Genomic DNA, 15,377 nt, shown 5'->3' with positions numbered 1-15,377 from the left:
AATAAAAAGAGCCAACCGCAATGGATGGCCCTTGTTCATTATGAAGCATTAGAACATTTCTGAAACAACCTTTTGTTCTAAGAAGTGTAATAAGTAGTCTGGGCTACCTGTTTTAGCGTCCGTACCTGACATTTTGAAACCACCAAATGGATGGTATCCAACAACTGCTGAAGTACAACCTCTGTTAAGGTATAAATTACCTACATCAAATTCGTTTACCGCTTTAATCCAATGCTCGCGATTATTTGTAATCACTGCACCAGTTAAACCGTAATCTGTATCATTTGCAACCTCAATGGCTTCATCAAAATCGTTAACTTTCACAAAGCCAACAACTGGACCAAAAATTTCTTCTTGCATGATTCTATCTTTAGATTTTAGTCCTGAAATGATTGTTGGTTCTACAAAGTAACCTTTTGAATCATCAGTGCCGCCACCTTGTTCTAATTTACCTTCTTCTTTACCAATCTCAATATAATTTTTAATCTTATCAAATTGTTTTTTATTAATAACTGGGCCCATATACGTATTGTCTACAGTATTGCCCAACGTTAATTCTTTTGTTAGTTTGATTGACTTTTCTAATACTTCGTCATAAACGTCTTTATGCACAATTGCACGTGAACATGCAGAACATTTTTGACCAGAGAAACCAAACGCTGACGTTACAATAGCTTCTGCCGCCATATCTGTATCAATATTTTCATCAACTACAATGGCATCTTTACCACCCATTTCAGCGATAACACGTTTCAAGAAGTTTTGACCTTCTTGAACTACGGCACTACGTTCATAAATTCTAGTACCTGTCGCACGTGATCCTGTAAATGTAACGAAATGCGTATCTTTATGATCAACTAAGTAATCACCAATTTCTTTCGGATCACCAGGAACAAAGTTAACTACGCCTTTTGGTAATCCTGCTTCTTCTAAAATTTCCATTAATTTATAAGCGATATAAGGTGTATCCTCAGCAGGTTTCAATAACACTGTATTACCTGCCACAACTGGTGCTAAAGTTGTACCAGCCATAATCGCAAACGGGAAGTTCCACGGCGGAATTGTAACACCTGTACCAATTGATTTATAGAAATATTTATTGTGTTCACCTTCACGATCAAGTACTGGCTTACCTTGAGCCAAGTCCATCATTGAACGTGCATAGTATTCAATAAAATCAATACCTTCAGCTGCATCACCAACTGCTTCATCCCATGGCTTACCTGCTTCATAAACCATAATTGCTGCAATTTCCGCTTTTCGACGACGAATAATTGCCGAAACACGTAACATAAGCTCTGCACGATCATTTGCTGACCATGTTTTCCAAGATTTATAAGCTTCGTTTGCTGCTTTAAACGCATCTTCAACATCTTGTTTTGTTGCCTTTGATGCATTTGCAATCACTTGTGATGTGTCTGCAGGATTGATTGATTTAATTTTGTCATCTTTGAAAATCTTCTCTCCATTAATCACTAATGGTATGTCTTGACCTAATTCTTTTTCCACGTCTTTCAATGCTTTCTTAAACATATCCACATTTTCTTGGACTGAAAAATCGTAACCAGGTTCATTTTTAAATTCTACTACCATGTACACTTACCCCCTATAAATTTTGAAAGTGGTTTAACCCTTTGATTTAATGATATAATATCATTTAAACTCATTTTACTATGATTAAGGTTAGTTTTGCAATCGCTTTCATTTTTATGCTTTATCACTTATTCTCAAGTATTTTGAAAATGATTGGTTACTTTTTAAAATTTATATGGGTCGCAACTGCTACTTTATCGTTTCGTCATTTAATGTTTCGGATGGTAGGTCATTATCAATTTTACGAACGACTTTACAAGGGTTTCCAACCGCTAAGCTGTGTGGCGGAATATCTTTAGTGACAACACTACCAGCACCAATCACACTGCCTTCTCCAATCGTCACCCCTGGTAACACGGCTACATGACCGCCAAACCAAGTATTACTGCCAATATGAATGGGTCCGGCTTTTTCAAAACCTTCATTTCTATGATGAAAATTAAGTGGATGTGTCGCTGTGTAGAATCCACAATTAGGTCCTATAAAAACATTATCGCCAATTGTAATCTGTCCACCATCCATAAAATAACAATTGGTGTTTACATAGACATTTTTTCCTAGTTTAACGTTCCAACCATAATCTGTATCAAAAGGAATCGAAATACTTACATTGTCTGTTGTTGTTTGAAATAATTGATCGATTAATTCCTTTCTTTTATTTGTGTCACTCGGCTTTGTATGATTTAATTCAAAGCAAATATCTTTCGCTCGTGCACGTTCATTGATTAAGTCTTGATCAAAGTTTGCATCGTACCATTTTTCTGTTAACATTTTTTCTTTTTCAGTCATTACACCTTTCAACTCCTAATAACTTATTTACTTGTTTAAAAGTTAATCAAATAAACATTCGCCTATGCAACTAATACGCTATAACATTATGAAATCATGACCTTATCACCCTTATCTATACAATTCTCGCATCAAATACTGCTAAAGTAGTAGATAAATTCAATACTACAGACGCATTCATTTTTTAATCTATTAACGTACAATGTGAGTAAGAGAAATATAAAGGAGTATGATAGCGATGAGAATATTAATTACAGGCACAGTTGCTATCTTAATCATTTTAGGTTTGGTCAAAACGATACAAGATTACGAAATGACAAACGACACGAGTCGTCAGTTGTCAGACAACAAAGATGATGATAAAGTCATCCATCTTAATAATTTTAAAAATTTACATGCGAAAGAATTTAACCCATCTGATTTCTTTTAAGTCACCTAAGAATTGCAAATCCAGAAGTCATTTAAGTTTTACCTTTCATTCATACATCCTTTAATATTAATTACGACTTCTTTTATATAGATGCTAAATAGAGAGATTGTTGTGCAATGTTTGCACGGCAATCTCTCTTTTTCTTTTTAAAATTGGTAAAAGTAAAACGCAACGATTGACTTATATACCTATAGGGGGTACATTAGACGTGTAACAATGAATCACAGGGAGGCAATAATGTGGCTAATACGAAAAAAACAACATTAGATATCACTGGTATGACTTGTGCCGCATGTTCAAATCGTATCGAAAAGAAACTGAATAAACTTGATGACGTTAATGCCCAAGTGAATTTAACTACAGAGAAAGCAACTGTTGAGTATAACCCTGATCAACATGATGTCCAAGAATTTATTAATACGATTCAACATTTAGGTTACGGTGTCGCTGTAGAAACTGTCGAATTAGACATTACAGGTATGACTTGTGCTGCATGCTCAAGCCGTATTGAAAAAGTGTTAAATAAAATGGACGGTGTTCAAAATGCAACGGTCAATTTAACAACAGAGCAAGCTAAAGTTGACTATTATCCTGAAGAAACAGATGCTGATAAACTTGTCACTCGCATTCAAAAATTAGGTTATGACGCGTCTATTAAAGATAACAATAAAGATCAAACGTCACGCAAAGCTGAAGCGCTACAACATAAATTGATTAAGCTTATCATATCAGCAGTATTATCTTTACCACTATTAATGTTAATGTTTGTGCATCTTTTCAATATGCATATACCAGCACTATTTACGAATCCATGGTTCCAATTTATTTTAGCTACACCTGTACAATTTATTATTGGATGGCAATTTTATGTAGGTGCTTATAAAAACTTAAGAAATGGTGGCGCCAATATGGATGTACTTGTTGCTGTTGGTACAAGTGCAGCATATTTTTACAGTATTTATGAAATGGTTCGTTGGCTAAATGGCTCAACAACGCAACCACATTTATACTTTGAAACAAGCGCCGTACTAATTACCTTAATCTTATTCGGTAAGTATTTAGAAGCTAGAGCGAAGTCTCAAACAACCAATGCACTTGGCGAATTATTAAGTTTGCAAGCTAAAGAAGCACGCATTTTAAAAGATGGTAATGAAGTGATGATTCCTCTAAATGAAGTACATGTTGGAGATACACTTATCGTTAAACCAGGTGAAAAGATACCTGTTGATGGCAAAATTATTAAAGGTATGACTGCCATCGACGAATCTATGTTAACAGGTGAATCTATCCCTGTTGAGAAGAATGTTGATGATACTGTAATTGGTTCAACGATGAACAAAAACGGTACTATTACTATGACAGCAACAAAAGTTGGCGGGGACACTGCGTTGGCAAATATTATTAAAGTTGTCGAAGAAGCTCAAAGTTCTAAAGCGCCGATTCAACGATTGGCAGATATTATTTCTGGTTATTTCGTTCCTATCGTTGTTGGTATCGCACTATTAACATTTATCGTGTGGATTACTTTAGTTACACCAGGTACATTTGAACCTGCACTTGTTGCGAGTATTTCCGTTCTTGTCATTGCTTGTCCATGCGCATTAGGACTTGCTACACCAACTTCTATTATGGTAGGTACTGGTCGCGCTGCTGAAAATGGCATTTTATTTAAAGGTGGCGAGTTTGTTGAACGCACACATCAAATTGATACCATCGTTTTAGATAAGACGGGTACCATTACAAATGGTCATCCAGTCGTGACAGATTATCATGGTGACAATCAAACGCTACAACTGCTTGCTACTGCTGAAAAAGATTCTGAACACCCATTGGCAGAAGCCATTGTCAATTATGCAAAAGAAAAGCAATTAACATTAACTGAGACAACAACATTTAAAGCAGTACCTGGCCATGGTATTGAAGCAACGATTGATCATCACCATATATTGGTTGGTAACCGTAAATTAATGGCTGACAATGATATTAGCTTGCCTAAGCATATTTCTGATGATTTAACACATTATGAACGAGATGGTAAAACTGCTATGCTCATTGCTGTTAATTATTCATTAACTGGTATCATCGCAGTGGCAGATACTGTAAAAGATCATGCCAAAGATGCTATAAAACAATTGCATGATATGGGCATTGAAGTTGCCATGTTAACTGGCGATAATAAAAACACTGCTCAAGCCATTGCAAAACAAGTAGGCATAGATACTGTTATTGCAGATATTTTACCAGAAGAAAAAGCTGCACAAATTGCGAAACTACAGCAACAAGGTAAGAAGGTTGCGATGGTTGGTGACGGTGTAAATGATGCACCTGCATTAGTTAAAGCTGATATCGGTATCGCCATTGGTACAGGTACAGAAGTTGCCATTGAAGCAGCTGATATTACTATTCTTGGTGGCGACTTGATGCTTATTCCTAAAGCCATTTATGCAAGTAAAGCAACCATTCGTAATATTCGTCAAAATCTATTTTGGGCATTCGGCTATAATATTGCCGGTATCCCTATAGCTGCATTGGGCTTACTTGCGCCATGGGTTGCTGGTGCTGCAATGGCACTAAGTTCAGTAAGTGTTGTCACAAACGCACTTAGATTGAAAAAGATGCGATTAGAACCACGCCGTAAAGATGCCTAGATTCCTTAATAATGAAGGATTCGTTGGTGATTCTGAGATAGGCTAGTGATTGGCTCTATAATGTCGCGGTTTACAGTTGGATCTTCGCTCCAACTGCATATATAGTTACACTTTTCGCTTGGCGAATTAGTGTATCTTACCTAATAGCTCCGCCTATTAGGTTCCATCATTATTATAAATAATAAGTACACTACGGTTTACAGTTGGCTCTTCGCTCCAACTGCATAAGAGCCACTAATTATTATAAATAATAAGTACACTACGGTTTACAGTTGGATCTTCGCTCCAACTGCATAAGAGCCACTAATTATTATAAATAATAAGTACACTACGGTTTACAGTTGGATCTTCGCTCCAACTGCATAAGAGCCACTAATTATTATAAATAATAAGTGGCTCTAAAAGGAGGTGAATGCTATGTCACAAGAAATTTTAAATGTTGAAGGTATGAGCTGTGGTCACTGCAAAAGTGCTGTTGAATCTGCATTAAATAATATTGACGGTGTCACTTCAGCTGACGTTAACCTTGAAAATGGTCAAGTAAGTGTTCAATATGATGACAGTAAAGTTGCTGTATCTCAAATGAAAGACGCAATTGAAGATCAAGGTTACGATGTCGTTTAATTAGGCAATATTCAACGTCATCAACACCAAATTAAAAAATCGAACTGATGAGAATCCCAACAATCCAAATTATCTCATCAGTTCGATTTTTAATTTACTCGTAACCTAGTATCTCCAGTCTGCAATACATCTAATGTTGCATCTAATGCATCGACAATTAGATTTTAACTGCAGCTTCAGTATAAAACGCAATATGTGGTGTTAATATGACATCTTCCCTGTCAATCAACGATTCTAACAATGGATCGTTCAGTGTTTTGCCCCTTTGATCACTTGGGAAAAGTTTGCGTTCAAATTCATACGTATCAAGTGCTGCACCTTTAATCACACCATTGTCTAATGCGTCTAATAACGCCTTAGTATCTACTAAAGAACCTCTCGCACAATTGACAAATACTGCGCCCTTTTTAAAATGTTTAAATAATTCAGCATTAAATAGATAATGATTATATTTCGTTGCAGGTACATGTAATGTCACGATATCAGCACCTTCAACCGCTTCCTCAATCGTATCTTTGTAATCGACATACGTTGCAATTTTAGCATTAGGAAACGGGTCGTATGCGACCACATCACTTTGATAACCATTGGCAAATATATCGGCTACTACACGGCCAATTCGACCTGTACCAATAACAGCTACTTTTAAATCTTTAATGGATTTCGATAAAATAGTAGGTTCCCATCTAAAATCATGCTCCCGCACTTTCGTTTGAATTTGATTAAAATGACGAACCACATTAATAGCCTGGTTCACAGCAAACTCCGCAATTGAATTCGGAGAGTATGACGGCACATTTGACACAATCAAGTTATACTTGTTTGCTAACTCCAAATCATATGTATCAAATCCAGCACTACGTTGTGCGATTTGTTTAATACCTAGTTCATTTAATCGTTTATAAACATGCTCTGATAATGGTATTTGTTGTGATAGCGATAAGCCATCATAACCAGCGACACCTTCAACATTGTCATCAGTTAATGCTTCTTTAGTAATATCTACCTCAACATGATGTTTCTCTGCCCACGCCTTGATATAAGGCATATCTTCATCACGTACACTCATGATTTTAATTTTTGTCATTTTAACATCACCCTTAACTTTATTATTCATATAAATATGCTAGTTCTGTTAATCTTATTGCAGCTTCATCTAATTTCTGGTCATCTAACGCCAATGAAATTCTCACATAACGATTACCATTCTCTCCAAATGGTTTCCCTGGAGCAACAAGTATTGACTTCTCTTGCACTAAAAATTGCTCAAATTGCTCGCTGTCATAACCAGGCGGTGTTTCCAACCATACATATATGCCACCTTTAGCATGAACAAATGGCAAATCACCTTTTGTAAGCATGGCTTCGAATCGGTCACGACGTGTTTTAAATACATTGCTTTGTTCTTCTAAAAAATCATCATAATGATTCAAAGCATATATTGCGGCATCTTGTAATGCACCAAACATCCCAGCATTTGTGTGCGTTTGGTACTTTTTCAAAGCTTGAATCATATCTTTATTACCAACTGCAAAACCGACTCTAAAACCTGACATGTTATAACCTTTAGACAAGGAATAAATTTCAATCGCAACATCTTTCCCATTTTCCGAAGCAAGTATACTAGGATTTTTAGCGTCGAAACCGAAAGCACCATAAGCAAAATCATGCACGATTTTAGTGTCTGTACCTTTAAATTTAGCTATCGCTTCATCAAAAACTTCTTTCGTAGCTGTCGATCCAGTTGGATTATTTGGATACGTTAAATAAATGAGTTTTGTTTTATCTATTATTTGTGAATCAACTTTGGACCAATCTGGCAAATAATGTGGCGGTTCTAAATTAAGCGGGACAGGCTTGCCATCAGCTAAAAGTACACCTGCTAAATAATCCGTGTAGCCTGGATCAGGTAGTAATACATAGTCTCCTGGATTGATAACACATGTTGGTACTGCCACTAATCCATTTTTTGTACCATATAAAATGCATACTTCATCTTCTTTATCTAACGTCACATTATATTGTCTTTGATAAAAATCTACAATAGCTTGCTTGAACGCTTCTTTACCATGAAAAGCACCATATTTTTGATTTTCAGGAATAGTTAGTGCTTGTTGAAAATGATCAATAATACCTTGTGGCGTGGGCCCATCAGGGATTCCAACTGCCATATTAATTAATGGCAATGGTCCATGTTCGATTTTACGTCCCATCGTTTTCCCGAAATAACTATCAGGGATATTTGCTAATTTGTTAGAGATCATCAAATTCCTCCTCTATCATTAAACATAGCCTGGGCGACTATCATAATCCTAACAACTTGTATCACTCTCATTTAGATGGTTACAATGACATCGCCATTCACCGTTATGTTCAACAGAACTTATGACACACGTTGTATTGAATGAATTTATTTTCATTTTAGGTAGGTATAATATTATTGTCAATATTAGGAATTTTCAGATTAATATGCACTCAATCGTTATAATTTAACTGTCATGCATATCCGCATGCGCAACCAGTTAGATATGCTTATATAAAGTATAACGCCCATCAAGGTACGTATTCAAACGTGAACCTTAACAGGCGTCATTCATTGTTAAATAAAACTTCTTAAGCACATACTTATTTCACTATGCCTTTTACGTTCCCCTTATACTTTTCTCACATCTTTCTCTTAGACTACTCCCTTATACGCCCCGCTCAATATCTTTAATCATTTCATCTACAGTTATTTTCGCACTCGTTAAGACAATAGGAACGCCTGCACCTGGATGCGTACTTGCACCTGCAAAATATAAATCTTTATAATCTCGCGATACATTTTGTGGACGATAATAATTACTTTGCGCTAAGGTTGGCATTAAACCGAATGCCGAACCAAATTTCGCATGATACGTTTGCTCAAAATCATTTGGCGTAAAGATTGTTTCTGAAACAATATGCGATTTTATATCTTCAAATACTTCAATCGTTGCTAATTTACGATAAATAATTTCCTTTATTTGTTGCGTCAAAGCTTCATCTGACCAATCGATTCCGCTACCTGTTTTAAGTTCCGGCGTCGGCATTAGCACATAAATACCAGTTTTGCCTTCTGGCGCAAGTGATTTATCAGCGACCGCTGGTACATACACATAAATAGAAGGATCATATGATAAACGTCCCTCAAATATTTCTTCAATATTGCCTCTAAAGTCATCTGAAAAAATAACATTATGAAGTCTCACTTGATCTGTCACATCAATATCTATACCGATATACATTAAAAATGCTGAACAAGAGTAATCTAAGTCTGCAATTTTATGTGGTGGATACTTTTTAATAGGTGCAAAATCTGGCATTAATGATTCCGCAACACTAGGGAAATCAGCCGTACATAAAATTTTATCAAATTTTCTTATGTCACCATTCACTTTTATCGCATCGGCCCGTTTGAATTTAGGATCAATAATAATTTGCTCAATTTCAGCATTTAGTTCAATATTAACGCCTAAGTCTTTATTTAATTGCGCTAGCCCTTGAGCCATGCCATACATACCGCCTTTAATAAAATGCACACCAAACATCATTTCAATCATAGGAATAATTGAATATAGTGACGGGCCTCGTTTTGGATCAATTCCTATGTATAACGTTTGAAACGCTAAAAGCTTTTGTATCTTTTCGTTATCAATATAATGTTCAATTAGCTGATCTGCATGATTTAACGTTTTTAACTTAGCACCTTGCACAAGTGACGTCATATTATAAAAGTCACTCGGTTTGCGATACGTTCTTTCTAAGAAATAGCGACGTGCAATTTCATATTTTTTATAAACATCCGTTAAAAAGGACATAAAACCATGCGTTGAACCAGGTTCTATACTTTCTAGCATTTGCTGTAATTCAGCTAAATCTGTAGGCACCGTTATACGATCATCGTGGTCAAAATACACATCGTAAATATAACGTAATTGTCTCAATTCAATATAATCTTCATAATTTTTACCACACGCTGTAAAAACATCTTTATAAACATCTGGCATCATGACAATTGTGGGACCCATATCAAATGTAAAGCCGTCTTTCTTTAATTGATTCATACGCCCGCCTACATTATTATTTTTTTCAAATATCGTCACTTCATGACCTTGAGAAGCAATACGGGCTGCCGCTGCTAATCCTGTGACACCTGCACCAATTACTGCAATCTTCATTATTCAACCACCTATATTCTATGATATTTACTATTTATTTCATGAAACAACTTTGCCTTTTTCCGCTTATCCACAAAAACACGTTCATGTAATGTATAGTTAGCCTGTCTCACTTCGTCCAGTATTTCAATATATATACGTGCTGCTAATTCTATGATTGGTTGTGCTTCAATACTAAATACTTTGATTTGATCCATAACATCTTGAAAATCTTTTTCTGCGATAGCTGCATAATATTCCCATAAGTCAATATAATGATTATTAACACCATTTTGGTACACTTCAGCAATATCAACTTCATATTGCTTTAATCGTTGCTTACTAAAATATATCCGTTCATTGTCAAAATCTTCACCGACATCTCTTAATATATTAATCAATTGCAACGATTCACCAAGTCTTCTTGCGACATCGTATGTCTGATGTGTTTCATGATCACTTAAAATCGGCGTCAATACTTCACCTACTGTACCAGCAACACCATAACAATATCCGAATAATTCAGCGTCCGTTTCAAACATTGTAAAATGTTGATCTTTATATACAGTATCAATGAGATTATAAAAAGATTGAAAGGCGATATTTTTATGTTGTGCAACATGCTGAAGCGCCATCATGATTCTACGATCACTTTGAAAGTGATGATGTTCATATGGGTATTTTTCAATAGATTGTATATCTTCTTTTATTTGATTTAAAAATTGAATATCGCCATAAACATCTATACTGTCATCAATTTTACGACACACAGCATAAATTGCCCAAACCGCTTTTCTTTGATCTTCTGGTAACAAGTCAAAAGCGTAAGAAAAGCTTTTTGAATGTTTCTTCATGATTTTATGACAATATTTAAAATTCATATCCATCATTGTCATACTAGTCCTCCTATATTGAAATGCCATTACCTTGATTTATTGTTCTTTAGATATAGAATATTGACGACCTTTCCATTCAACTACACCATAACGATGCGTTTGTTTCCAAGATTGGATGAAAATTTTAGTAAAAAACATAAATAACAATGGATGACATACCATTAATAAATTAGAAAATTGGCCGACCCTTCGATGCAGATAAATAAATTGTGTAGTATAGCTCAAGTAAAGTGCTACCATTTTTCTTACAGACATTTGGCGATATTTTAAACTAAGACATAGCCCTAAAATACTCGCTATAGAACCAAACAACCACAACACAATTGCTGTCATGATCTTAGGCTTTGTGCCACCTGCCCCAGTTGACAAATGCTTTGTCCATCCTTCTTGTAATGACTGAAATCCTTCTTGATACATGCGAAATGCAACAAATGGACACCCTTCATAAACTGTTACGGGCAATGATTGTGAAGTATATGCACTTCCTAAAGCAAATCCTTCAATAATATGACGGTTTGCACTTTTATGACCTCCAGTTGCATAATAATCTTCTTTATTTGTTAATGTCACCGGTCCAAATGCATGCTGGTTAGTCCGACCGTCGTCTAAGGTAGAAAATACATTCATACCAACGACTGTCATTAAATTAAATATCGCTGAAAACCCTTCGTAGAAACGCTTTGTTATATGATAAGGCTGTACGCTTAACAATCCTTTTTCACCTTGTAATTGATACTGATTAATCAACGTTTCAACAGCATCTTTCCTTAAGAAAGTTACATCAGCATCTACAAAGGCAATGCGATTCGTACATGCATGCGTCACACCTTGATAACAAGCATGTGATTTCCCATACCATTTGCCGTCAGTATCATCAACAACATCTACTACAGTCGCACCATATGAACGTGCTACACGTGCTGTTTCATCTGTCGATCCGTCATTCATAACAATGACATCTACTGGAACTTGCTGTTGTATTATCAAATGTAGTAAATGACCTATTCTTTTTTCTTCGTTTCTAGCCGGAATAATAATTGTTAATGCTTTATGATTGAAGTTCAGCGTTTTCGCCTTTAGCTGATGTCTACGATTAAATATCAATGCACCACACGCCATAGACATGGTCACTATTACTGTTAATATTCGTGATAACCATTTCATAGATATCACTTCCTATTCTTCGCTTCTCGCGCGTTTATTTTGTCTGCGACTTGTTGCCCACTTAATGTAACCATTGGCATGCCACCACCAGGATTTACTGATCCACCTACAAAGTACAAGTTTTCAAAATACTGACTTTCTTTAGGAAATTTAAATCCTTTGTTTTTCTTTTTATCTGCTACAACACCATATATTGCACCACGATTAGAACGATAATTTTTTTCAATATCCTCCGGTGTCCAAACATCTTCATAAATAATGTGTTTTCTTAAATCAGTAAGTCCCATTTTTTCTAATTTATCCAAAATTTTATCCCTAAACTTCGCATAATCTTCAGTGGTAAAAGGCTGATCTTGAATATATGGAATATGTGGTAAGACTTTGATATTTTCATAACCTACTGGCGCTTGTGTGTGATCAGTTTTATTCGTATTTACTAGATAAATGGTCGGATCATCTGGCAATACCTTTTCATGAAAAACTTGTTGATAATTGAGATAAGCATTTTCCGTAAAAAAGAAATTATGATGTGCTAATTGCGGGTATTGGCAAGCAACACCTAAATGCATCACATATCCTGAGCTTGCTGGCTCAAATTCCCGCTCTAATTTGTTTAATCGTTGAGTATCAAGGTGAAGTAAATATTTATAAGTAGGTATGACTTCCATATTTGAAATAATATAATCTGCCTTTACAAACTCACCTGTATCTAATCTGACACCCGTCACACGTCTTTGATATGTTTTAATATTGTCCACACGTGCACCTGTATGAATTGTGACACCTTCTTCACGCGCTAGCTTTTCCAAGGCATTGGCTAAATGATGGATTCCACCTTCTACATACCAAAGGCCTTGCTCTTGTTGCATATGGAATAACATAGATAATACAGCTGGCGCATCGTATGATGAAGAACCTACATATTTGATAAAATAGCCTAACATTTGTCGCAAGTATGGATTCGAGATACGCTTGTCTATGGCCTGTTGCATAGTATGTACATAATCATAATTAATAAGAGCATTTAATGGCCCATGAAATTTAATAATTTGAGATAGTGTATCTAAACCATAGTTAAAATACCCTTTTTCAGTAATACGATCGATTCGTCTTGTATAATTCAAATAATTTTGCAGTTCCTCTATATCCTGTTTCGACAATATCGCATTATGCTGACCTGTTTCTTTAATACCTTCATACAAATCGATAGTCGTGCCATCTGGAAAAAAGCTACGCCATTGATGTGGTAAACGCTTGATTGTAACGTAGTCTGACATTTGCTTCTTGCTATATTCGAATAATTTTTCAAAAATATAAGGCATCGTTAAAATAGATGGACCTAAATCAAAGCCAAAGCCATCTGATTCATGACGATTCACTTTGCCTCCTATATGATTATTTTGTTCATATAATGAGACCGAATAGCCACTTTGTGCCATTCGAATTGCTGCAGAAATCCCACCTAAGCCACCACCAATAACGATGATATGTTTAGTCATGACGTTCACCTCTTCGTTTTAATATGCGTAGTAACTGCGTTAATCTCGGTCGATTATAGCGTTGCACAATAATGATTGGAACATTAGCTATCATTGCATAGAAAATATTTATATACTTTACTAAACGAGGGCCTTTATTGAATATGATGACTGGAAGTATCGATATCCAATGAATCAACTCTGCCCTCTTTGTCTCTATAATCATTTTTTCAATTTCATCAGTATTGATTGTCATTAAATGACGCTGATCATATATATTTTGATTAAGCTGATGACCATCTAAAATCTTATGTTTCCATTTTCTTACGTAAAACCATTTGTTCCAAAATTTTCCATGCTTCTCAAAGTTAAATGATTTAAATATTATGTACTTCTGACGAAAATACTTATCAGGAATTCTTGTACCTAAATTTGCTATATTTAGTTGAACAATTAACCAATACATACTACAAAAAAATGCTGTTTTAATATATTTTTTCATGGTTTTCATCTAAATTGAATCACTCTCAATCATACTGACATAGTATAAATTATCACTTTATTACTTAGTTCCCTAAAGATCAGTGAATAAACCGCTCTCATTTATATTTATATAAAACAAAAACGCCAATACTCTCATGTTAGAGAATATTGACGTCATTTGATTTACATTTGATTAATGAATGAAATTATATGAACCTGCTTGGTTTGCTGAAATTGTACGAGACGTAACCACACCAGCACCATGTCCATAGTTCATTTCTGAAACACGAACAGAACCGTTGCTGTTAACGCCTTCAACGTAAGCAACATGACCGTAATAGCCTTGTGTTGTTTGCATGATAGCACCAACTTTTGGTGTATTGTTCACTGTATAGCCAGATGATGCAGCTGCGTTAGCCCAATTACTTGCGTTACCCCATGTTGAACCAATTTTCCCACCAACACGATCAAATACATAATAAGTACATTGTCCTGAAGTATATAAGTTACTTCCTGATGCATAACCATTAGAAATTGAACGACCATTTGAAGATGGCGCTGCAGTTGTAGTCACATGAACATTATTACTTGTTGTGCTATAACTTGCACCTGAACCACCAGTATAATAGTTATTTGTTGCTGTTTGACTATTGTTTGTATAGTTATTGTATTGATATGAATGATTATAGTAGTTATTGTAAGATGCATTGTTATAACTATAAGTATTGTAGTTGTTGTAGTAGTATGTGTTGTTTTGCGTTAATTGACTTGGATTCCAATTTCCTGTCCAAGTGTAATGATAATTACCTTGTGCATCAATTGTATACGTATAGCTGTATGATTGAGCGTCATTAGAATTATATCCATTGTTATTTTGTTCTACGGCTTGTGCATCATGTCCTGCAAATGCGATAGTGGCAAGTCCTGCTGTAGCGATTGTAGCTGTAACGATTTTTTTCATAATTAAATATCCTCCCAATAATCAAAACACTCTATACATATAGTCATTAGCGACTCAATTATTTTAAATTTTATATTTTTTATTTTTTTAGTATGCAAACAATTATAACTTTTATAGTTTTGCGACAAAACAA

The 15,377-nt window shown here is 35.2% G+C and carries 12 protein-coding genes and 1 pseudogene; 3 read left to right on the top strand and 10 right to left on the bottom strand.

Going from position 1 to position 15,377, the window contains the following annotated elements; genetic code table 11:
* Window positions 1-48: 48 nt before the first annotated feature.
* Together pruA and JQN76_RS04580 are read right to left on the bottom strand one after the other, a co-directional pair.
* Window positions 49-1,593 (bottom strand): L-glutamate gamma-semialdehyde dehydrogenase, encoded by a 1,545-nt coding sequence (gene pruA / locus JQN76_RS04585; RefSeq protein WP_000259692.1) that lies wholly within the window; start codon window positions 1,591-1,593, stop codon window positions 49-51.
* Between the two features lie 189 nt (window positions 1,594-1,782).
* The gene (locus JQN76_RS04580) at window positions 1,783-2,382 is read right to left on the bottom strand and encodes a sugar O-acetyltransferase (RefSeq protein WP_000136512.1); all 600 of its coding nucleotides are present in this window, start codon (window positions 2,380-2,382) and stop codon (window positions 1,783-1,785) included.
* Window positions 2,383-2,620: 238 nt separating this feature from the next.
* Here JQN76_RS04580 and cwrA point away from each other — a divergent pair, with 238 nt between their 5' ends.
* The 3 genes from cwrA to copZ all read left to right on the top strand — a co-directional run bounded on the left by cwrA (window position 2,621) and on the right by copZ (window position 6,084).
* A complete protein-coding gene (gene cwrA, locus JQN76_RS04575; protein WP_001221404.1) occupies window positions 2,621-2,812 on the top strand; it encodes a cell wall inhibition responsive protein CwrA in 192 nt (63 codons plus the stop codon).
* Window positions 2,813-3,051: 239 nt separating this feature from the next.
* Complete coding sequence (locus tag JQN76_RS04570; RefSeq protein WP_000024125.1) at window positions 3,052-5,460, top strand: heavy metal translocating P-type ATPase; 2,409 nt, start codon at window positions 3,052-3,054, stop codon at window positions 5,458-5,460.
* Window positions 5,461-5,877: 417 nt separating this feature from the next.
* Window positions 5,878-6,084: a copper chaperone CopZ gene (gene copZ / locus JQN76_RS04565; RefSeq protein ID WP_000076661.1), complete on the top strand. Its 207-nt coding sequence runs from the start codon at window positions 5,878-5,880 to the stop codon at window positions 6,082-6,084.
* An 89-nt stretch (window positions 6,085-6,173) separates the two neighbouring features.
* Here copZ and JQN76_RS04560 read toward each other — a convergent pair.
* The 8 genes and pseudogenes from JQN76_RS04560 to JQN76_RS04525 all read right to left on the bottom strand — a co-directional run bounded on the left by JQN76_RS04560 (window position 6,174) and on the right by JQN76_RS04525 (window position 15,244).
* Window positions 6,174-7,171, bottom strand: a pseudogene (locus JQN76_RS04560) (D-lactate dehydrogenase).
* 22 nt (window positions 7,172-7,193) lie between these two features.
* Window positions 7,194-8,348 carry an aminotransferase class I/II-fold pyridoxal phosphate-dependent enzyme gene (locus JQN76_RS04555; RefSeq protein ID WP_000625078.1) on the bottom strand — a complete coding sequence of 385 codons (1,155 nt, stop codon included), beginning with the start codon at window positions 8,346-8,348 and terminating at the stop codon, window positions 7,194-7,196.
* A gap of 426 nt (window positions 8,349-8,774) precedes the next feature.
* Window positions 8,775-10,283: a phytoene desaturase family protein gene (locus JQN76_RS04550; RefSeq protein ID WP_000686168.1), complete on the bottom strand. Its 1,509-nt coding sequence runs from the start codon at window positions 10,281-10,283 to the stop codon at window positions 8,775-8,777.
* Between the two features lie 11 nt (window positions 10,284-10,294).
* Window positions 10,295-11,158 carry a 4,4'-diapophytoene synthase CrtM gene (gene crtM / locus JQN76_RS04545; RefSeq protein WP_000178307.1) on the bottom strand — a complete coding sequence of 288 codons (864 nt, stop codon included), beginning with the start codon at window positions 11,156-11,158 and terminating at the stop codon, window positions 10,295-10,297.
* Between the two features lie 36 nt (window positions 11,159-11,194).
* Window positions 11,195-12,322, bottom strand: coding sequence for a 4,4'-diaponeurosporenoate glycosyltransferase (gene crtQ / locus JQN76_RS04540; protein WP_001836830.1), 1,128 nt, complete (start codon window positions 12,320-12,322; stop codon window positions 11,195-11,197).
* 5 nt (window positions 12,323-12,327) lie between these two features.
* Entirely contained in the window at window positions 12,328-13,821 is a 1,494-nt protein-coding gene (locus JQN76_RS04535; protein ID WP_000160458.1) for a phytoene desaturase family protein, read from the bottom strand.
* Window positions 13,814-14,302 (bottom strand): glycosyl-4,4'-diaponeurosporenoate acyltransferase, encoded by a 489-nt coding sequence (gene crtO / locus JQN76_RS04530; RefSeq protein WP_001795496.1) that lies wholly within the window; start codon window positions 14,300-14,302, stop codon window positions 13,814-13,816. Before crtO ends, JQN76_RS04535 begins: the two co-directional genes overlap by 8 nt.
* Window positions 14,303-14,476: 174 nt before the next feature.
* On the bottom strand, window positions 14,477-15,244 hold the full coding sequence (locus JQN76_RS04525) for a CHAP domain-containing protein (RefSeq protein WP_000725233.1): 768 nt from the start codon (window positions 15,242-15,244) through the stop codon (window positions 14,477-14,479).
* Between the last annotated feature and the right edge of the window lie 133 nt (window positions 15,245-15,377).

The sequence above is a fragment of the Staphylococcus sp. SM3655 genome, assembly GCF_016917315.1.
Classification (GTDB): Bacteria; Bacillota; Bacilli; order Staphylococcales; family Staphylococcaceae; genus Staphylococcus; species Staphylococcus aureus.
Note: the sequence above shows the minus strand (reverse complement) of the source record. Positions and strands in the feature narration are given on the sequence as shown.

What these genes read in the sequence shown, in the direction of transcription:
- pruA (WP_000259692.1), bottom strand. Translation starts at nt 1,593, where the DNA reads ATGGTAGTAGAATTTAAAAATGAACCTGGTTACGATTTTTCAGTCCAA.
- JQN76_RS04580 (WP_000136512.1), bottom strand. Translation starts at nt 2,382, where the DNA reads ATGACTGAAAAAGAAAAAATGTTAACAGAAAAATGGTACGATGCAAAC.
- cwrA (WP_001221404.1), top strand. Translation starts at nt 2,621, where the DNA reads ATGAGAATATTAATTACAGGCACAGTTGCTATCTTAATCATTTTAGGT.
- copZ (WP_000076661.1), top strand. Translation starts at nt 5,878, where the DNA reads ATGTCACAAGAAATTTTAAATGTTGAAGGTATGAGCTGTGGTCACTGC.
- JQN76_RS04555 (WP_000625078.1), bottom strand. Translation starts at nt 8,348, where the DNA reads ATGATCTCTAACAAATTAGCAAATATCCCTGATAGTTATTTCGGGAAA.
- JQN76_RS04550 (WP_000686168.1), bottom strand. Translation starts at nt 10,283, where the DNA reads ATGAAGATTGCAGTAATTGGTGCAGGTGTCACAGGATTAGCAGCGGCA.
- crtM (WP_000178307.1), bottom strand. Translation starts at nt 11,158, where the DNA reads ATGACAATGATGGATATGAATTTTAAATATTGTCATAAAATCATGAAG.
- crtQ (WP_001836830.1), bottom strand. Translation starts at nt 12,322, where the DNA reads ATGAAATGGTTATCACGAATATTAACAGTAATAGTGACCATGTCTATG.
- JQN76_RS04535 (WP_000160458.1), bottom strand. Translation starts at nt 13,821, where the DNA reads ATGACTAAACATATCATCGTTATTGGTGGTGGCTTAGGTGGGATTTCT.
- crtO (WP_001795496.1), bottom strand. Translation starts at nt 14,302, where the DNA reads ATGAAAAAATATATTAAAACAGCATTTTTTTGTAGTATGTATTGGTTA.
- JQN76_RS04525 (WP_000725233.1), bottom strand. Translation starts at nt 15,244, where the DNA reads ATGAAAAAAATCGTTACAGCTACAATCGCTACAGCAGGACTTGCCACT.